20 protein-coding genes and 1 tRNA gene are annotated in these 17,601 nt (G+C 67.7%); 14 read left to right on the forward strand and 7 right to left on the reverse strand.

The window, feature by feature from the left end; translation table 11 throughout:
* Nucleotides 1–10 precede the first annotated feature (10 nt).
* From ACIGAQ_RS23455 to ACIGAQ_RS23480, 6 genes are all read right to left on the reverse strand, one after another.
* Nucleotides 11–1,222: a restriction endonuclease subunit S gene (locus ACIGAQ_RS23455; RefSeq protein ID WP_399785677.1), complete on the reverse strand. Its 1,212-nt coding sequence runs from the start codon at nucleotides 1,220–1,222 to the stop codon at nucleotides 11–13.
* Entirely contained in the window at nucleotides 1,215–3,662 is a 2,448-nt protein-coding gene (locus ACIGAQ_RS23460; protein WP_399785680.1) for an N-6 DNA methylase, read from the reverse strand. The genes ACIGAQ_RS23455 and ACIGAQ_RS23460 overlap by 8 nt, the downstream gene beginning before the upstream one ends.
* Before the next feature lie 511 nt (nucleotides 3,663–4,173).
* Nucleotides 4,174–4,551, reverse strand: coding sequence for a hypothetical protein (locus ACIGAQ_RS23465; protein ID WP_399785683.1), 378 nt, complete (start codon nucleotides 4,549–4,551; stop codon nucleotides 4,174–4,176).
* Nucleotides 4,548–4,790, reverse strand: a complete 243-nt coding sequence (locus tag ACIGAQ_RS23470; protein ID WP_399785685.1) for a hypothetical protein — start codon at nucleotides 4,788–4,790, stop codon at nucleotides 4,548–4,550. The genes ACIGAQ_RS23465 and ACIGAQ_RS23470 overlap by 4 nt, the downstream gene beginning before the upstream one ends.
* A gap of 98 nt (nucleotides 4,791–4,888) precedes the next feature.
* Nucleotides 4,889–5,320, reverse strand: coding sequence for an ATP-binding protein (locus tag ACIGAQ_RS23475; protein WP_399785688.1), 432 nt, complete (start codon nucleotides 5,318–5,320; stop codon nucleotides 4,889–4,891).
* Between the two features lie 46 nt (nucleotides 5,321–5,366).
* Entirely contained in the window at nucleotides 5,367–5,774 is a 408-nt protein-coding gene (locus ACIGAQ_RS23480) for an NUDIX hydrolase (RefSeq protein WP_191888743.1), read from the reverse strand.
* A 107-nt stretch (nucleotides 5,775–5,881) separates the two neighbouring features.
* Here ACIGAQ_RS23480 and ACIGAQ_RS23485 point away from each other — a divergent pair, with 107 nt between their 5' ends.
* The 11 genes from ACIGAQ_RS23485 (at nucleotide 5,882) to ACIGAQ_RS23535 (ending at nucleotide 13,568) form a co-directional block, all read left to right on the forward strand.
* A complete protein-coding gene (locus tag ACIGAQ_RS23485; RefSeq protein WP_399785691.1) occupies nucleotides 5,882–6,667 on the forward strand; it encodes a GntR family transcriptional regulator in 786 nt (261 codons plus the stop codon).
* Nucleotides 6,668–6,822: 155 nt separating this feature from the next.
* Nucleotides 6,823–7,179 carry a hypothetical protein gene (locus tag ACIGAQ_RS23490; RefSeq protein WP_399785694.1) on the forward strand — a complete coding sequence of 119 codons (357 nt, stop codon included), beginning with the start codon at nucleotides 6,823–6,825 and terminating at the stop codon, nucleotides 7,177–7,179.
* A complete protein-coding gene (locus tag ACIGAQ_RS23495; RefSeq protein WP_399785696.1) occupies nucleotides 7,179–8,558 on the forward strand; it encodes an FtsK/SpoIIIE domain-containing protein in 1,380 nt (459 codons plus the stop codon). The genes ACIGAQ_RS23490 and ACIGAQ_RS23495 overlap by 1 nt, the downstream gene beginning before the upstream one ends.
* 88 nt (nucleotides 8,559–8,646) lie before the next feature.
* Complete coding sequence (locus ACIGAQ_RS23500; RefSeq protein ID WP_399785698.1) at nucleotides 8,647–9,300, forward strand: DUF2637 domain-containing protein; 654 nt, start codon at nucleotides 8,647–8,649, stop codon at nucleotides 9,298–9,300.
* Between the two features lie 12 nt (nucleotides 9,301–9,312).
* Nucleotides 9,313–9,504 (forward strand): mobile element transfer protein, encoded by a 192-nt coding sequence (locus ACIGAQ_RS23505; protein WP_004986816.1) that lies wholly within the window; start codon nucleotides 9,313–9,315, stop codon nucleotides 9,502–9,504.
* A gap of 15 nt (nucleotides 9,505–9,519) precedes the next feature.
* Nucleotides 9,520–9,714 carry a hypothetical protein gene (locus ACIGAQ_RS23510; protein WP_399785700.1) on the forward strand — a complete coding sequence of 65 codons (195 nt, stop codon included), beginning with the start codon at nucleotides 9,520–9,522 and terminating at the stop codon, nucleotides 9,712–9,714.
* A 25-nt stretch (nucleotides 9,715–9,739) separates the two neighbouring features.
* Complete coding sequence (locus tag ACIGAQ_RS23515; protein ID WP_399785702.1) at nucleotides 9,740–9,985, forward strand: SpdD protein; 246 nt, start codon at nucleotides 9,740–9,742, stop codon at nucleotides 9,983–9,985.
* Between the two features lie 152 nt (nucleotides 9,986–10,137).
* Nucleotides 10,138–11,427, forward strand: a complete 1,290-nt coding sequence (locus tag ACIGAQ_RS23520; RefSeq protein ID WP_399785704.1) for a replication initiator — start codon at nucleotides 10,138–10,140, stop codon at nucleotides 11,425–11,427.
* Complete coding sequence (locus ACIGAQ_RS23525) at nucleotides 11,424–11,618, forward strand: helix-turn-helix transcriptional regulator (protein ID WP_399785706.1); 195 nt, start codon at nucleotides 11,424–11,426, stop codon at nucleotides 11,616–11,618. The genes ACIGAQ_RS23520 and ACIGAQ_RS23525 overlap by 4 nt, the downstream gene beginning before the upstream one ends.
* On the forward strand, nucleotides 11,615–12,988 hold the full coding sequence (locus ACIGAQ_RS23530) for a tyrosine-type recombinase/integrase (RefSeq protein ID WP_399785709.1): 1,374 nt from the start codon (nucleotides 11,615–11,617) through the stop codon (nucleotides 12,986–12,988). The genes ACIGAQ_RS23525 and ACIGAQ_RS23530 overlap by 4 nt, the downstream gene beginning before the upstream one ends.
* A gap of 196 nt (nucleotides 12,989–13,184) precedes the next feature.
* Nucleotides 13,185–13,568 carry a DUF6083 domain-containing protein gene (locus ACIGAQ_RS23535; RefSeq protein ID WP_399785712.1) on the forward strand — a complete coding sequence of 128 codons (384 nt, stop codon included), beginning with the start codon at nucleotides 13,185–13,187 and terminating at the stop codon, nucleotides 13,566–13,568.
* 175 nt (nucleotides 13,569–13,743) lie between these two features.
* Here the strand turns inward: ACIGAQ_RS23535 and ACIGAQ_RS23540 are convergent.
* A tRNA-Arg gene (locus ACIGAQ_RS23540) sits at nucleotides 13,744–13,815 on the reverse strand.
* A gap of 169 nt (nucleotides 13,816–13,984) precedes the next feature.
* Between ACIGAQ_RS23540 and ACIGAQ_RS23545 the strand changes: the two genes are divergently transcribed.
* The 3 genes from ACIGAQ_RS23545 to lysA all read left to right on the forward strand — a co-directional run bounded on the left by ACIGAQ_RS23545 (nucleotide 13,985) and on the right by lysA (nucleotide 17,477).
* A complete protein-coding gene (locus ACIGAQ_RS23545; RefSeq protein ID WP_399785715.1) occupies nucleotides 13,985–14,575 on the forward strand; it encodes a response regulator in 591 nt (196 codons plus the stop codon).
* Between the two features lie 130 nt (nucleotides 14,576–14,705).
* Nucleotides 14,706–16,061 (forward strand): ArgS-related anticodon-binding protein NrtL, encoded by a 1,356-nt coding sequence (nrtL, locus tag ACIGAQ_RS23550; RefSeq protein ID WP_399785718.1) that lies wholly within the window; start codon nucleotides 14,706–14,708, stop codon nucleotides 16,059–16,061.
* Nucleotides 16,062–16,085: 24 nt separating this feature from the next.
* Nucleotides 16,086–17,477, forward strand: a complete 1,392-nt coding sequence (gene lysA / locus ACIGAQ_RS23555; RefSeq protein ID WP_362278625.1) for a diaminopimelate decarboxylase — start codon at nucleotides 16,086–16,088, stop codon at nucleotides 17,475–17,477.
* Nucleotides 17,478–17,601: the final 124 nt, after the last annotated feature.

The raw sequence follows: 17,601 nt of genomic DNA on the forward strand, positions 1-17,601 counted from the left end.
GGCCCACCTTTTAAATATCTTCCAGCATGGTTTCCGCCTCTGAGGCCCGCACCTGTCCGGTCAACAAGTCCTTTGTGAGCCCCTGCCTGAGAGTAATCATTTTTTCGGCGAGATCCTCTTCCGTTTCAATACGGTGTTCGATCGCTTTGGCGATTGACGTGATTCGGCGCTGTTCCGATAGTGTCGGCATCGGGATTTCCAGCTTCTGCAGAGCGCCAATAGATACTTCTGCGCGAGTTGTTCCAACGATAGCTTGCGAAAGAAGATTTTGACCTGCTTGGGTTGCAAGCAGCCACGCCAGAAAACTCGATGATACTCGTTTTCCAGGTCGCAGCCGAGCCACATCCCTGCTGATATTCCCCGTAAAGCCCTTTGGGGTTACGGCAACTCGGCCGATGGTCCCCTTGATTGATACTAGGACATCATTTTCCCGGACTCTGCTGCGAGAATACCCGGCATCGATGCTGGGGTTGGTCCTGTGTAGATCACCGGTAAGTCCAGATTCCAAATTTCTAATCATGGCAACAGGCACACCGCCTGGGTGATGTGGACCAGCCTGGACAATTCCGTAGCAAATCGGTGCCGACGTTAGGGACTCGAAGCTCGATAGGCTCCAACTTGCAGGAGCAGCATCCCCTGGAGACCACGGAAGCAGTTCGTTAAAGATCCCAGTCTTTACACGCTGAAGCCCTTGAATGTGTGCCTTCGTGGCCTCTGTCAAGTCATCGAGAGTGTCGAGAATGCTTACGATTCGTAGCTGCTCCTCTTTAGGTGGGAGATTAACTGTAATTCGCCCGAAGTCGTGATAGCGCACTGCTCCACGCCTATCGACGGAAGCTTGCTCATGCACCCCGTAGGCGGTGATCAGTTCGGGTGATTTCAACACCCGGAACAGGTATCGGGGAATAATTCCTTCAGTGCAAGAAAAAACCGTATAGATTGGACTTACGCATGCAATTTCGAAGGATTCCTGGAGGCCGATTGATCCTTCGGCCAGGTGGTTGGTTGCATACGCGAACCAGCTCTTGTGTACGACCTTGTAGTTCGAGATGTCTTCACTATAGATTTTTCGTCCTTTGAAGTATTCATCTGAAGGGACAAGGCCGTGATGCTTCGTCGAAGAGAGAACGGGCGCTTGGTGCAGGCTGCCAACCTTGCTAATTCGCTCGACTGTGATTTCTCGCAGCGATACCCGTCGCCATCCTTCGGGAAGATTATTCATACCCCAGCTCCTTCAGGTAGGACTCCATCTGCTTGGCTGCAGTTTCACGCCGGTCTTCCAGCTGGCGCAGAGTGACGGCGTATTTGTCTCCCCAGGTACGGAAGGCCGTTTCCAAAAGGCGGCGAGTGGCGGCCATGCGGAAGTTAAGGCGGGTGGCGAGCTGGTTGCGAAGAACACTGAGGACTAGGTCGCAGCGCTGGTCGGCGTCCAGGCTCAGGGCTGCCATACGCAGCCGGGGCATGAAGTCACCTTCCAGCCTGCTGACCTTCCTGCGGGCGGCAGCAACATCAGCTTTGAGTCTTTTGAGCTCATCGGCCGACAACTGTGCCCCCGACGGCTCCTCAGCCTCCTCCTCATCATCCTCATCGGATTTGGCCGTGGCCGCCTTATACTGGGCGTTCAGTTCGGTATACCGGCCATCGGCCTCCTCCAGCTCGGTCACATAGTCTGGAATGAGTGCTGGGACGACGCGATGGTCACGAGCCTTGCGTTTTTCGACGGCAATCTTCTGCTTGTCCCAGTACGCGGACTCCTCCTCGTCCAGCGTGAACGCCGACTCGATTGTGGTAATCCAACCTTCGACCACACCCTCGAAGCTGCGCTGGGCGAGAGTTTTGATGTCGTACTGCGTCTCGCCCCACCAGGCTGCCACCACGCCGGCCAGCTCGAATCGGTCCAGCATGCCCAGTGGCTGCAGCTCGGTGACGAACGAATCCAGCAGTTCGGCGCGGATTTCCATCACCATGTGGGAGTCGGGCAGCTCGACCAGGTGCTTGCTGTGCCGTCCCCACCAGTTGGAGAACGCCTCGTGTAGCTGTACCTCTGCGGGCTTGGCGAGCTCCGGAAGACGTTCGGCAGTCCGCTGCCAGCCCTCGGGGAGGAAGTCGTAGTAGTCGGCATTCCGCTGGGCAAACAGCGTTGCGGGGTCAATGTTGAACGCTTCGAAAAGGTTGGCCTTTGCGTGCACCTCTGCCTTGGGGATGCCACCGTGCAGGTGGGCGCGAACGTCCTGGGGTTCGGGCAGCGGGGTGGTATCGACGTAACGTCGAATGTTGAGGTTGAAGTCGTTCTCTCGTAGCTCAGCAATGTCCACGACGCGGGCGAATCCGGGGATATCGCGGTACTCCCGGTAAGCTGAGACGATCTTCTCGGCGTGCTGCGGGTCGAGGTAGTTCTGCGCTCGGCCGGCGGTGAACTCGCGGTCGGCGTTGATGAACAGTACCTTGCCGCGCTGTTCCTTCGGCCGCGACTCCGTGCCTCGCAGGATCAGGACACAGGCGGGGATGCCAGTGCCGTAGAAGAGGTTGGGCGCCAAGCCGATGACCGCTTCCAGCCGGTCGTCCTTAATGATGCCCTCACGGATCTCCTTCTCCTTGCCACCGCGGAACAGGACTCCGTGCGGCATGACCGTGGCGCCTAGGCCATCGGGGGTCAGCACGGTGAGCACGTGTTGGGCGAACATTAGGTCCGCCTTCTTCCCGGTCTGCGGTGCGAAGCCATAGGTGAACCGCTCGGGATGCTCCATCCCGTCGAGGGAGTAGTTCTGGGAGAATGGCGGATTGGTCAGTACCCGGTGGAAGCGCATCAGTTCGCCGCCCTCCTTGTGGAGGGGGTTGGCAAGGCTGTCGTCATTCTCCAGGCTGGCGTTGAGGACGCCGTGGAGAATCATGTTCATTTTCGATACAGCCCAGGTACCGCCGTTGTACTCCTGACCAGCCAGGGTCAAATCCCGGTGATCCTGGCCGCGCTCCTCGATGTATTCCTTGGCGTGGATCAGCATGCCGCCCGAGCCCGAGCACGGATCGTAGACACGCATCCCGGGCTCCGGCTTGACCAGGCGAACCATCATCCGGACAACGCCACGTGGAGTGTAGAACTCCCCGCCCTTCTTGCCCGCCGAGTCAGCGAACTCACCGATCAAATACTCGTATGCGGCACCGAGCAGGTCGGGGAACTCGAAGTCATCATTGCGCAGCCGATATCGGTCGAAGTGATCAATGAGCTGCTGCAGACGCTTATCAGGGATAGTCGACTGGCCGACCTTGCGCATGAAGTCGATGTGCTCAAGAACCCCTTCAAGCGCGGCAGAGTTGGCCAGCTCCAGCTCGTGCAGCGCCTTGTTGAGTAGACTGCCGACGCCACTCTTGCGAGAGTTATCCTTGATGTACTGCCAGCGGGCCTTCTCGGGGACGTAGAAACTTTCACCCCTGTAGAAATTAGGAGCTTCGGCCATCCGCTCAGCCTCTTGCCGAGGTTTCCCTTGCCCCACCCACTTATCGATCAGCTGCCCACGGATTACGTCGAACTGGTCGGATGCCCGCTTCAGGAACAGCATCCCAAAGATGTACTCTTTGAAATCTGAGGCATCCATCTTGCCGCGGAGGATGTCCGCGGCCCCGAAGAGATGCCGTTCAAGCTGCGGCAACGTGAGCTTCGCCACTTTGTGGCCTTCCCCTTGAATGATCTTTTCGGCCCACATTGTTGCAGGTCGGCTGCGGCTGTGCAGGTGTATGGGGTAGCTAGGACTGGAGCCATGGCCCCCAGGGGCATCGGTTGGCAACGGCAGCGGCAGTAGTCAACCCTCGTGTACTGACGGTGAGAGTCGGCGGAGCGGGTTTGGCCGGTGGCCTGCCCGGTCTGGGGTCGAGCATGATCAGGGGGCCGTACGCTGGTTGGCAACTCGGGCAGGTCTTGGACCTGCCCGCAATGTGCACGAGTGGCCCCCTGGTCTTGCTCGACGCGGGACCCGGACCGGGGAGGTGGCTAAAGCCGCGGAGCCCCCAGCCACGACGTGCCTCTTCTCTGGCATCAGGCGGCTGAACGCTTAGAGCGCGGCACGGGCGCCGGCCGGGCTGGAGCGGGGCGGAGACAGGAGCGCAGGCCCGGCCGGGGGCCGGGCCGCGCGCGGGGAGCGGAGCGAGCCGCCTTGAACCAGTAGAGAAAGTTGTAACTCAGTCTGCGTGGTGGGGCTTGAAGCTTCGTGCGCATGCTGGGAGTTCGGCGTCCAGCCGGTGCGCGAGGGGCAGGAAGATCACTGGCCGGATCGTCCAGATGATGCGGACGTCGGCATGGGTGATGGTCACCGTGCAGGGTTCGGAGCGCATTAGAGCTTTGCGGGTCTCGGTGCGCTCTTCGTACAGCCACGTCCAGGCTTCGTCCGACGCGTCGGAGTCGAGCGCCGGTGAGATGGTGCGGAGGGCGATGGCTACCCAGCGGTCTGCCTGGGGTGCCGAGTACGCGTCGAACGATGCCAGACGCGCCGGCCCTCCTGTGCCGGTGACTTCCTCGGTCCAGCATTCGCACCAGTAGCCGCGGGTGGGCCCGTTCATGGGGTCGCTCCCGTCGGGTAGGCCAGCAGCACGTAGCGGGTGTTCTCGTCGTAGAGAGTGAGTTGGTACCCCGTGCCGCTGGTCAGGTAGGCGAGGGCCCGTTCGTGCTCGGCCTCGTCCGTCAGCCAGTGCAGGCCCGGCTGCGCGTATGCGGCGTCGAGCTGGTCGGCGATGTGCTGCGTGCGCTCGCGTAACCAGCGCAGTGCCAGGCGTGGACTCGTGGCGTCGTGTGATCCCAAGGGGATGGAACAGACCTCGGTCAACGGGTAGGCGGCGGCTCGGCATCGGTAGGGGAGGGGCCGACTGCCTGTGCTCAGCGCTGCGGAAGGAGCGGACGTTAGCACGGGTGTCCTCCTGCCGGGCCGGCCTCGGTGAAGAGTTCCGCGGTGACCGTGTGACCGCCATGGCTGTTGTGGACGACGACCCGGTGAGCGAGCGCGCTGACCATGCCCAGGCCCCGGCCGTGCTCCGCCTCTTGGTCCTGGTGCGTCACCTTCGGCGCCGTGCCGGTGCTTCCGTCGTCCGTGACGGACAGGGTGATGACCTGCGGGGAGACCGCGAGGGCCAGATGGAAGGTGCCGGATGCCTGGCCGCTGGCCGTGTGGAGGATCGCGTTCGCGCTCAGCTCGCTGACGATCAGCTCGGCGTCCTCGGCCAACGGCGATCCCCGCAGGATGTCGCGGGTCCAGCGGCGGGCCCTGCTGACCTCTTCCGGGAATCCTGGGCAACTGAGCCCCCAGACCCGGGCGCTACTCGTATACTCGTGCATACAAGTTCCTTCATGCTGGTAGGCCGCCATGTGCAGCGGGTTCGGGCTAGACGAGTTTCACGCCGTCGTGGGCGCGGACGGCCGGCGGGGACGCCGCGTCGAGTGCGTCAAGCACACGGATCGCGTACGCCTCGTCGGCGAGTTCGATGACTTCTTCACGGGTGGCCCAGCGCAACGCATGGGTCTCGTCCCCCGTGGTGGGAGTACCGTCGGCCGCCTGGCAGCGGAAGACGAGGGAGACGATCAGGCCCGTCATGTTCTTGTAGACACCGGTCAGGATCGCGGGAAGCTCGATCTTGATGCCGGTCTCTTCGAGGACTTCACGCTGAAGGGCCTCGGGGATGGTCTCCTCGCGTTCGAGGACTCCGCCCGGGGGTTCCCAGTGACCGTTGTCGCGGCGCTTGATCAGGAGGGCCCGGCCTTGGTCATCGACTATGACCCCGGCGACGCTCACGGAGTGCGGGCGTTCTGTGCTCACGTTCCTCGGCCCTCTCGGCTGACTAGGCTCTCCACCGTAGCAACAAGACTCGCCCACTCGTCTAGATACCTAAAGGAGTACGCATGGCGTCTCTACCGAGCATCCTCGGCGGCCTCGACCCGACCAGTGATCGTGCGGTCTTCCGGCAGATCGCCGATCAGCTGCGCGAGGCCATCGACCGTGGGCGATTCAAGGAGGGGGAGAAGCTGCCCTCCGAGGCTGAATTGGTCGAGCACTACGGGGTTTCCCGGATGACGGTCCGGAACTCCTTCTCGATCCTCCAGGGCGAGGGCCTGGTGCACGCTGAGCACGGCCGGGGTGTCTTCGTCCGGCCCCGGCCTCCGGTGCGCCGCCTCGCCTCCGACCGGTTCGCCCGGCGTCATCGCGAGCAGGGGAAGTCCGCGTTCATCGTGGAGGCCGACGCCGCCGGCAGTCACCCCACCGTGGACAGTCTGGAGGTGAAGGAGGAGAAGGCTAGCCAGGACATCTCCACCCGGCTCGGGTCCGTGCGGCGCGTGCTCGCCCGGCGTCGCCGGTACCTGCTCGACGGCCGGCCGGTCGAGCTCGCCACGTCGTATCTCCCGCTCGACATCGCCCGCGGTACGCAGATCGCCGAACCCAACCCGGGCCCCGGCGGCATTTACGCCCGCCTCGAGGAACTGGGCCACCAGCTCGACCACTTCGAGGAGGAGATCCGGGCCCGGATGCCTTCACCGTCCGAGGTGAAGACGCTGCAACTGGCCTCAGGTGTGCCGGTGATCCACCTGATCCGCACCGCCTTCGACACTGCGGGACGAGCCGTGGAGGTCTGCGACACGGTGATGGCGGCGGACGCGTACGTCCTCTCCTACCAGCTTCCGGCGACCTGATCGGCGGTGCGCGAGGGCCCTTCCCTGGACTCGTACACACCGACACGCATACTCGTATAGACGAGTGGGCAAGTTGTGTGGCAAGGTGATCCCGTTCCCGGTGCCGCCGGGTTCGAAGGATGCACCTTGTCTAGACGAGTAGATGGGAAGAAGCCTTGCGCACCATCCGTGTGGAGACCTCGGCCGCGACGATCCTGCTGACCGAGGCGCCCGAGCCCAAGGTTCGCGACCGGCAGTCGGGCGAGATCGCGAAGGACGCCGTCAGCGGTGAGGCGCTGATGACCATCGGCGTCGTGTACATCGAGGAGGGGGAGTCGTCCCTGATCAAGGTGACCGTTCCGGAGAGCGGGGTGTCGGAAGGGCTTGCCCTTGGTGCCCCGGTCTCCCTGCCGGGCCTGGTCGCCCGGCCGTGGGAGAGCGTGTTTAACGGGCAGCAGCGACACGGCATCGCCTTCCGGGCCGCCTCCGTCACTCCGGCCGCCTTCCCGGCCGCCATGGGGGCCACGGCCTGATGACCGATCTGGCGACGCTTCTGGAGGTGGGTGGTCCCGTCGCCGCGCTCGGCGGTGGGGCCGCCTACGCCCGGGCGCGACACCCCGGCGTCTACTGGTCCACGGTCGGCTTACCGGTGTCCACGGTCCGGCTGCTCAGCTCCTACGGCTCCGTCATGGAGGCGTGCGGGCTGACCGTGGCCCCCTCCCGGCTGCGGGTCCTGGCGGTCAAGGCCACCACTCGTCGTGAGGTCCGCCCCGTACCGCCGCGCCGGGGGATCATCCGGCCGACCACGACGGGGCTGCGGGTCCGCCTGCGGCTTGCCCCGGGACAGGAACCCGCCGACGTGGCCGCCTCCGCCGAACGGCTGCGGCACGCCTGGGGCGTCCACGCCGTCTACGTGACCACGATCAAGCCGGGCGTGGTCGAACTGCGGCTCGTCGGCTTCGACGTGCTGCGGCGGGTACGCATGCCGCGCAAGCTCCACCCGGACCTTCTCCGGGTGCCGGTCGCGCTGCGCGAGGATGCCACTCCGTTCGTACGCGACTACCGCACCGTGCCGCACCAACTCACCCTCGGCGCCACGCTGTCCGGCAAGTCCATGTACCTGCGACACCTCGTCGCCGGCCTCGCTCGCCAACCCGTCGCCCTGGTCGGGATCGACTGCAAGCGGGGTGTGGAACTGGCGCCCTTCGCCCCGCGCCTGTCGGCGCTCGCCACCGACCCGGAGCAGGCCGCCGAACTGCTGCCCGTGCTGATCAAGGAAATGGAGGACCGGTACGACCTCATCAAGGCTCGGCAGGGCATCGCGCCGAACACACCGGACGAGGAGATCACCTCCGATATCTGGGGCCTGCCCGAGCGTGAACGCCCGGTACCCGTCGTGCTGTTCGTCGACGAGGTGGCGGAACTCTTCCTCGTCGCCACGAAGAAGGACGAGGAGCGCCGGGACGAGATGGTCACCCAGCTCATCCGACTCGCCCAGCTCGGCAGGGCCGCCGGCGTCTACTTGGAGGTCTGTGGCCAGCGTTTCGGCGCCGAACTGGGCAAGGGCGCGACCATGCTGCGGGCCCAGTTGACCGGCCGGGTCTGTCACCGTGTCAACGACGAAGCCTCCGCCAAGATGGCACTCGGCGACATCGCCCCCGAGGCGGTCTCCGCCGCCTGTGCCATCGCTCCCGAACGGCCCGGCCTCGCCGTGGCCGGTGACACCTCCGGCGGCTGGTCCCGCATCCGCACGCCGTACCTCTCCCTCGGCGATGCCGCCGAGACCTGCCGCGAGTCGGCCCACCTGGTCCCCGACCTGCCCGCGCTCAAGCCCTTCCGGCCCGACGTGCCCGTACGACCACCCGTCGAAACCCCGGACCCGGTCGTGCGCCCCCACCCGGTGACCGACTGACCCGCGTCCGTACGCATCCCCGGCCGGCGTGACCGCCTCACGCCATGTCCCTACCCCTCCCATGCCCGAACCCGGAAGGAGCCGCAGCATGCGCGCCCACCTGGCCCGCGTCGACGCGGTGCTCGTCCAAGCGGCCATCGCCGCCGCACTGTCCTTCGCCCACCTCCACGACGTCGCCTCCGCGGCCGGACAGGACGGGTGGAAGGCGTGGGCCTATCCCGTCTCGGTCGACCTGCTGCTCGTCGCCGCCTGGCGCCGACTGCGCTCCGGCGACGCGAAAGCGGCCGGGTGGTGCTGGTTCCTGATCGCCCTCGCCGCGTCCCTGGGCGCGAACGTCGCCACCGCCGGGCTGCTCGACCTGGACCACGTGCCGGCCTGGCTCCGCATCCTCGTCGCGGGCTGGCCCGCGGTCGCCTTCCTCGGCGGAACCCTCCTCGTCCACTCGTCGCCAACCGTGCGCGACGAGACCAGTGACGCCGTGGGCCAGGAGGTGCCCGAGGGCATCGAGGACCAGGAGGACGCGCCCGATTCCGCATCGGAACCCCCGGTGCCTCCGGCAGCCGAGCCGGTACCGACTCAGGCCCCGCCGCCGGTCGCCGTCCCGGTCGCCCTGGTCGAGCACGCCCGCAAAGTCGCCGCCGAGCACCACGCCCGCACCGGAACGGCCATCGACCCCCCGACCCTGCGCGCCCGCCTCGGCGTCCCGCCACCCATGGCCGACGCCATCGCCGCCCAGCTCTGAGAGGAGACCCACGTGAGCGCAAACCGCCGCTTCCGCTCCGTCACCCGCATCGGCCCCGTCCAGGTCGGCACGTCCTACGACGGCCGCGGCCGGGAGAAGCACACCGCTGCCTGCACGGCCCCGCGCTGCGGCTTCTCCGCCGACTACGACAGCCGCGCCGCCGCCGAACTGGCCGCCCGTACCCACCGCTGCCCCGTCCGCTGAAAGGACCCGCACACCGTGACCGTCAGCCTGCCGCTCGTCGTCCTCCTTGGCTTCTTCGCCTGGGGAGCGGTCAAGTTCCTCGGCGTCCGTACGTGGATCGTCGTTCTGATCGCCCTCTTCGGCTTCTGGCTCTCGGACACCTTCCTGGCCCCCGCCATCGAGTCCGGCACGCGCTCCAGCGTGGACATCGTCAACAGCTCACATGACTAGACGAGTAGATAAGGAGAGCTTCGCAATGTTCCTGCCCAAGTACCCCGACAGCCCGACGCCGCCGCCCGCGCACGCCCACACCGTGGCCGACCATGTGCCCGTGCGGCGGCCGGTCCCTCAGATCTCCGTCACCACCGGGGCGGTCGCGGCCGTCCTCGTCGGTGGAGTCGTGCTGACCGCGCTCTTGGCCGCCGTCGCCGTCACAGCCGTCTCCGTGGCCGTCGCCGCAGTGGTCCTGCGCTCGCTGCTGCGCGACCAGGACCGCCGCTGACGCACCGGACCCCCGGGGCGGCCTCGATACCGCCAAGCATCCGCCGCCCCGGGGCCGTCTCCCTCCAGCCGAACCAGAAGGAGAAAGCCATCATCACCCGCGCCACTCCGCCCCCGCTCCGCGAACTCGGCGAACTGGCCGCCCTCGGCACCATGCCCGCACTCCTGCGTCAGCTTGCCGGCCTCGGCGGCTGCACGCACCCGATCCGCCTCGACGGCCACCGCACCGAGCACGCCGTCGACACCTGCACCGGCGAGATCGGCAACGTCCTCCACCACCTCGACTCATCCACCCTCCCGGCCGGTCACCTCCTGGTCCGCTGCAACAACCGCCGCACCACCCGGTGCGCGGCCTGCGCCGAGGTGTACCGCCGCGACACCTTCCACCTGGTCACCTCCGGCCTGCGCGGCGGCAAGGGCGTCCCCGAACGCGTCGCCACTCACCCGCGGGTCTTCGCCACCCTCACCGCGCCGAGCTTCGGCCCGGTCCACAACCGCCCCACCGGCCCGGCCGGCTCGGTCCGCCGCTGCCGCTGCGGCGCGCTCCACGACCAGGACGACCCCGCCCTCGGCACCCCGCTCGACCTGGACACCTACGACTACGAAGCGGCCGTGCTCTGGAACGCGCACGCCGGTCCGCTGTGGCGGCGCTTCTCCATCTACCTGCGCCGGGAGGTCGCCAAGCGCGCCGGACTTACTCAGCGGGCCTTCCGCGAGCACGCCAGGGTGTCCTTCGCCAAGGTCGCCGAGTACCAGAAACGCGGAGCCGTCCACTTCCACGCCGTCATCCGCATCGACGGCCCGGAAGGCGGCGACACTCCGCCTCCCGCCTGGGCCACCGCCGAACTGCTCACCGACGCCATCCGGGCCGCCGCCACCGCCGCCCGCGTGGACGGCCCGGTCATCGACGGCCGCGCCCACACCTTCCCCTTCGGCCGTCAGCTCGACGTCCGCACCATCCGCTCGGCCGACTTCGACGGCGACCGGGAGCTGACCGAGCGGGCTGTCGCCGCCTACATCGCCAAGTACGCCACCAAGGGCGCCGAGACGGCGACGGGAGCTCTGGACCGGCCGCTGAGGTTCCTCGCCGAACTCGCCCAGCTCGACATCAGCGACCACGCCCGTCGGCTCATCCGCACCGCCTGGACCCTCGGTGCCCGCAAGGACCTCGAACACCTCCGCCTACGCGCCTGGGCCCACACGCTCGGTTTCCGCGGCCACTTCTCCACCAAGTCCCGCCGCTACTCCACCACCCTCGGTGCCCTCCGCGACGCCCGCGCCGAATGGCGCCGCGCACAAGCCCTGGCAGCGGCCGAGACCGACCAGGACACGACCCTCGTCCTCGCGCACTGGGTCTACGCCGGGACCGGCCTTACCGACGCCGAAGCCTGGCTTGCCGAAACCCTCGAACCCGCCTCCGGAACGGAAGGAGAACCAACATGAACCACCGTCGCGATGAGCTGATGACTGTTCGCCAAGTCCTGGATGAGCTGGGCGGTGTTTCTCGCCGGACGTTCTACCGGTGGCGCGAGCTGGGGCAGAGCCCCGCTGCGTTCAAGCTGCCCAACGGGGAGCTCCGGGTGTGGCGGAGTGACTTCACCGCCTGGCTGCGGCAGTTGGAGGCGGCGGCATGAAGTCTCTCGACGTAAAGGTGTGGGGTGTTCGGAAGAGGAACACCAAAAAGTCGTCCTATGACGTCCGGTGGACTGTTGCCGGGAACGTGTTCTCCGAGCAGTTCCGCACCAAGGGGCTTGCGGACCACTACCGCTCCAAGTTGCTCCGCGCCGCTCATGCCGGTGAAGAGTTCGACACAGAGACAGGGCTGCCCGACTCGATGGTCGAAAAGGCAGCCTCGATGACCTGGTACGCCTTCGCTCTGAAGTACCTCGCCATGAAGTGGCCGCACGCGGCGCCGAACACGCGCAACGGGATCAATGAGGCCCTAACCGCCGTGACGATGGCTCTTCTCGACGAGCGTCCGGGGCAGCCTGCCGAGGAAATGATCAGGAGGGCACTTCGTAACTGGGCCTTCGTCCTTCCCGGACCGGACGAGCGCGAATTGCCGACCGAGATCGCGAACACCTTGCACTGGGTGGCCAAGGCATCGCGTCCGCTCTCGGAACTCGGTGACGCCGCGATCGGCAGGGCCGTCCTGGATTCGCTCAAGCTGAAGCTCGACGGGACGGCGGCAGCCGCGGAGACCGTCCGGCGCAAGCGTCGAACGCTCGTCAATGCGCTGCACTACGCGGTGGACCTCGGGGAGTTCAAAGAGAACCCGATCACGGGCATCCGCTGGAAGAAACCGAAGGTGGCCGGGGAAGTCGATCCCCGGGTGGTCGCCAATCCCGCGCAGGCCCGTTCCCTGCTGACTGCGGTCTCGTACGTCGGTGGGTACGGCCGGGCGCGTGGTCGCCGACTCGTCGGCCTGTTCGCCTGCATGTACTACGGCGCCTTGCGTCCGGCTGAGGCCGTCGGCCACACCGATGCGGACCTGAAACTGCCTGAGGCCGGCTGGGGGACGGTGCTGCTCAACCGGACGCGCCCCAGCGTCGGAAAGCAGTGGACGGACTCCGGCGAGACTCATGACGACCGGGGCCTCAAGAACCGCCCGGCGGAAGAGGTCCGGCTCGTACCGATCCCGCCCCAGCTCGTTGCCATCCTCCGGCAGCACCTCGACACGTTCGGCACCGCCGAGGACGGGCGGCTGTTCGCCAATGAGCGTGGAGGAGTGGTCGGCTCCTCGACGTACTACCGCGTCTGGCAGGAGGCCCGTGTGTTGGCGCTTTCGCCGGCCGCGGTCGCCTCTCCGCTCGCGGCTCGCCCGTATGACCTCCGGCACTCGGCACTGTCGACCTGGCTTAACTCCGGGGTGGACCCGACGGAAGTCGCCGAACGTGCGGGCAACAGCGTGGAGGTTCTGCTGAGCCGCTACGCCAAGTGCATCGACGGACGGCAGGAGATCGTCAACCGCAAGATCGAGGAGTTGTTGCGCGAGTACGAGTGATCATGTGCGTAGGTCGTTAGCCCTCCAGCCCCCATGGGCCGGAGGGCTTCGCCGTATCTCGGCCGTGTGTCGTCGGCCGTTGGTTGCTGGCTGCACCTGCCGCGTCGTCTCTCGTCTCGCTGCCGGACGGTTGCCCCAGGGGTTCCGACCGGTTCGCGCTCTACGCCTGGACCGACGGGCTGGCGACCCTCACGGTATGGGGGTTTTGAAGGAGAAGCCGCGGCGGCTGGGTGGTGGGCAGTCTCGCTGCCCGTACTGCGGGCTGCTGGGGGATCGAGTGGCGACGCTCGAGCATGACTGGGTGCTGTTGGAGCCGGACATGCGTCCGCTGGCTCATACGGTGCCGGCGGACCGCCGATGGATCGAACTGTCCGATGGGCGGGTGACGGTCTACGGAGTGTGTCCGCCGGATCAGTTCCAGCGGTGCCGTATCGAGCACAGTCTTGCCTGCCCAGCGCAGCCTCTACCGGATCTGTGGCCATGGCTGACGAGCCTGCGGGACGAGAACGCGCGGCGGGCAGAGCGGCAGAACGATCCGGAGCCGCCTAAGCCTCCGGAGCAATGGCCGGACGCGGGCTGAGGGGCGCTGCCGAAACTACGGGGCTGACCAGGGAAGACGTCCCAAGATCCTGTCCACGAATAGTCCACGGACGCCGACATAGGGCCGCTCAGAGCGGCGTACGCCTGCACATACGCGAAGACCCCGCTCTCAGCGTTTCCGCTGGTGACGGGGTCTTTGGGCACCTCATGCAGGGTGCCCCCGGCAGGATTCGAACCTGCGCACACGGCTCCGGAGGCCGTTGCTCTATCCCCTGAGCTACGGGGGCGTGTCGGGCGGGAGCTGTTCGCTCGCGGCGACGGGTAGAACACTACCAGCTCCCTCGGGGTGGTCATGAACGGGTTTCCGCTGTCGGGGGCGGTGGTGCGGGGCGCTCGTGCGGGGTGGAAGTGGGGAAAACCCGGACGCGATGGCCGGGGGCGACCTACTCTCGAGTTGTGCCAGGCGCGTGGGGCCGGGTGCTTGTTGTGGACGACAACAAGGTCATCCGGCAGCTGATCAGGGTCAACCTCGAGCTGGAGGGGCTGGAGGTCGTGACCGCGGCCGACGGTGCCGAGTGTCTTGATGTCGTTCATCAGGTGCGGCCCGATGCGGTGACCCTCGACGTGGCCATGCCGCGGCTGGACGGGCTCAGGACCGCCAGTCGGCTGCGGGCCGATCCGCGCACTCGGGACGTGCCCCTCGCCATCGTCAGCGCGTGTACGCAGTACGAGGTCGAGGCCGGACTCGACGTCGGCGTCGATGCCTTCCTCGCCAAGCCCTTCGAGCCGGCCGAACTTGTTGTCATGGTGAGGCAGTTGATCGAGCGAGCTCGGAGTCGGAGTCAGGGAGGGGACGGTCCCGACGTCGACGTCGACGCCGATGACGGCATCGGCCCCGGCCCTATCGGCAGCGGCAACCTCGGCAGAGGCGGCCCCAGCCACGACAGCCCCGGCCAGGGCGGCCGCCTCGGGCATGACTCTCTCGGACCCGGCAGCGCCTCGGCCGCCGTCGTGGATCAGGTCGTGGATCAGCCGGCCGTGCCGTAGACACGGTCGGGCGCGCACGGAGTCGCACGTAGTCCTTTGTCGCCGGATGCCCGCCCTCTGCGTCCACATCGCGGACCGTCCGCCAAACCGGGTCGCATACCCACCCCCCTCCTCCCATACGCTGGTGCCCGTGACCCCCGTCGAGCTCTCCCGCACCGTGCTGCACGCCGTGCGTCGTGCTGTGGACGAGGGTGAGCTGAGCGTGACCGTGCCCGAGCGGGTCGTGGTCGCTCCGCCCGGGCCCGGCGGGTGTGGCGACTACGCCACCAACATCGCCCTCCAGCTGGCCCGCGCGGCGGGGCGGCCGCCGCGGCACGTCGCCGAGATCCTCCGCGTGCGGCTGCTCCAGCAGCACGGCGTGAGTGACGTCGTCGTCACCGGGCCCGGCTTCCTCAACCTCAGCCTTGAGGGCACCGCCACCGCCGACCTCGTGGGGGAGATCCTCAGCCGCGGGCGGCGGTACGGCCACGCCCCGAGGTACAGCGGGACGCACGTCCGGCTGCGGTGCCCGGCCGAGGTCCGTGCCGTCGTGTTCGCCGACGCCATCGCCCGCCTGCGGCGCAGCCAGGGCGACGTCGTGCGCGTCCACCACGACGGGCAGCTCCCCCAGCAGTGGACGACCGTCCTCGGAGTCGGCACCGACGATCTGTCCGAGCCACCCGGTCTCGTCGACGGCGACGGCGACGACGGCGACGACGGTACCGACGGCGACAACATCGACGACACCGAGGACTCGCGAGAGTCACCCGGTCTCGACGGCACCGACGACATCAACGGCACCGACTGCATCGACTGCATCGACCGCACCGACTGCACCGACCGCACCGAGGACTCGCAAGAGTCACGCCCTCCCGTCGACGTCGACGTCGTCGACCGCACCGTCCGTCCCCTGCCCGCCCCCGCCGACCCCCTCCCCCTCGGCCGGGACGCCGGCCGCTGGGCCCTGTTGCACCCCGCCCCGCACGACCGCCCCCGCATCACCCGGGAGCATCTCGTCCAGCGGGAGACCAACCCCCTCTTCCGCGTCCGGTACGCCCACGCCCGCACCCGGGCCCTGCTGCGCAACGCCGCCGACCTGGGCTTCCGCCCGGAGCCCGGCCCGGTGGCCCTCCCACGTGACGCGGCCACCCCAGGCATCCGCCCCGAGCCCGCCCCCGCGCTCGATCAAGGGCCCCACCCCGCCCCCGCGCTCGACCAAGGGCCCGACCCCGCCCCCGCGCGCGAAGCGGCCGCCACCACCCTGCTCGCCCTGCTCGGCGACCACCCCCGCATCCTCGTCGCCGCCCAGGACGCCCCCGACCGTCTGGCCCGGCACCTCGTCGCCGTCGCCGACGCCACGCTGCCCCTGCTCCCGGCCGTGCTGCCGCTCGGTGAGGAGAAACCCTCGGCCGCCCACCGTGCCCGGCTCGCTCTCGCCGAAGCCGCCGGGACGGTGCTGGCCGGCGGCCTGTCCCTGCTCGGCATCGACGCACCCGAACACCTCTGAGAGCCAAGAAGAGGCACACGAATCATGAGCCGTTCCGCACACCCCGCCGGGCCCCGTCACGCCGATGTCCTGCCCGAGGGCCACTACTCCGCCCCGCCCGCCGACCTCAACGCGCTCGACCCCAAGGTGTGGGCCGAGACGGTGACGCGCGACGAGGACGGTGTCGTCACCGTCGGCGGGATCCCCGTCACGCGGCTCGCCGAGGAGATCGGGACTCCGGCGTACGTCCTCGACGAGGCCGACTTCCGGGCCCGGGCGCGGGCCTGGCGCACCGCCTTCGGGACCGGCGCCGACGTGTTCTACGCCGGCAAGGCGTTCCTGTCCCGGGCCGTGGTGCGCTGGCTGCACGAAGAGGGGCTGAACGTCGACGTCTGCTCCGGTGGTGAGCTGGCCACCGCGCTGTCCGCCGGCATGCCCGCCGAGCGCATCGCCTTCCACGGCAACAACAAGTCCGTCGACGAGATCACCCGGGCCGTCGAGGCCGGGGTGGGGCACATCGTGCTCGACTCGTTCCAGGAGATCGTGCGCGTCGCGCACATCGCGCAGGGCCTGGGCAAGCGGCAGAAGGTGCTCATCCGCATCACCGTCGGCGTCGAGGCGCACACGCACGAGTTCATCGCCACCGCCCACGAGGACCAGAAGTTCGGCATCCCGCTGGCCGGCGGGCAGGCCGCCGAGGCCGTACGGCGGGCGCTGCAGCTCGACGGTCTGGAGCTGGTCGGCATCCACAGCCACATCGGCTCGCAGATCTTCGACATGTCCGGGTTCGAGGTCGCCGCGCACCGGGTGGTCGGGCTGCTGAAGGACATCCGCGACGAGCACGGTGTCGAGCTGCCCGAGATCGACCTCGGCGGCGGGCTCGGCATCGCGTACACGAGCGACGACGACCCGCGCGAGCCGCACGAGATCGCCAAGGCGCTCACCGAGATCGTCACCCGGGAGTGCGAGTCCGCCAAGCTGCGCACGCCCCGCATCTCCGTCGAGCCGGGGCGGGCCATCGTCGGGCCGACCGCGTTCACGCTCTACGAGGTCGGCACCATCAAGCCCCTCGACGGGCTGCGCACCTACGTCTCCGTGGACGGCGGCATGTCGGACAACATCCGCACCGCGCTCTACGACGCCGAGTACAGCGTCGCCCTGGTCTCGCGCACCTCCGACGCCGAGCCGATGCTCGCCCGGGTCGTCGGCAAGCACTGCGAGAGCGGGGACATCGTGGTCAAGGACGCGTTCCTGCCGGCCGACCTTGCTCCGGGCGACCTGATCGCCGTGCCCGCGACGGGCGCCTACTGCCGGTCCATGGCCAGCAACTACAACCACGTGCTGCGGCCGCCGGTCGTCGCCGTGCGCGACGGCGAGGCCCGGGTGATCGTGCGCCGCGAGACGGAGGAGGACCTGCTGCGCCTGGACGTCGGCTGATCCCACGGCGGCCCCACGAGCCGCATGACTGGCAGTGGGGTGGAAGATCTCCTGTTTTCCACCCCCGTACAAATGAAATAGACGTCTCACGATCCGGACTCTGGGCAGAAAGTCCCGTTCGGTG

It is taken from the genome of Streptomyces sp. NPDC085932 (genome assembly GCF_044540525.1).
Classification (GTDB): domain Bacteria; phylum Actinomycetota; class Actinomycetes; order Streptomycetales; family Streptomycetaceae; genus Streptomyces; species Streptomyces levis.

Coding starts and splice junctions, on each gene's coding strand:
- ACIGAQ_RS23455 (WP_399785677.1), bottom strand. CDS start 1,222: ATGAATAATCTTCCCGAAGGATGGCGACGGGTATCGCTGCGAGAAATC.
- ACIGAQ_RS23465 (WP_399785683.1), bottom strand. CDS start 4,551: ATGAACGGGCCCACCCGCGGCTACTGGTGCGAATGCTGGACCGAGGAA.
- ACIGAQ_RS23475 (WP_399785688.1), bottom strand. CDS start 5,320: ATGCACGAGTATACGAGTAGCGCCCGGGTCTGGGGGCTCAGTTGCCCA.
- ACIGAQ_RS23485 (WP_399785691.1), top strand. CDS start 5,882: ATGGCGTCTCTACCGAGCATCCTCGGCGGCCTCGACCCGACCAGTGAT.
- ACIGAQ_RS23495 (WP_399785696.1), top strand. CDS start 7,179: ATGACCGATCTGGCGACGCTTCTGGAGGTGGGTGGTCCCGTCGCCGCG.
- ACIGAQ_RS23500 (WP_399785698.1), top strand. CDS start 8,647: ATGCGCGCCCACCTGGCCCGCGTCGACGCGGTGCTCGTCCAAGCGGCC.
- ACIGAQ_RS23515 (WP_399785702.1), top strand. CDS start 9,740: ATGTTCCTGCCCAAGTACCCCGACAGCCCGACGCCGCCGCCCGCGCAC.
- ACIGAQ_RS23520 (WP_399785704.1), top strand. CDS start 10,138: ATGCCCGCACTCCTGCGTCAGCTTGCCGGCCTCGGCGGCTGCACGCAC.
- ACIGAQ_RS23525 (WP_399785706.1), top strand. CDS start 11,424: ATGAACCACCGTCGCGATGAGCTGATGACTGTTCGCCAAGTCCTGGAT.
- ACIGAQ_RS23530 (WP_399785709.1), top strand. CDS start 11,615: ATGAAGTCTCTCGACGTAAAGGTGTGGGGTGTTCGGAAGAGGAACACC.
- ACIGAQ_RS23535 (WP_399785712.1), top strand. CDS start 13,185: ATGGGGGTTTTGAAGGAGAAGCCGCGGCGGCTGGGTGGTGGGCAGTCT.
- lysA (WP_362278625.1), top strand. CDS start 16,086: ATGAGCCGTTCCGCACACCCCGCCGGGCCCCGTCACGCCGATGTCCTG.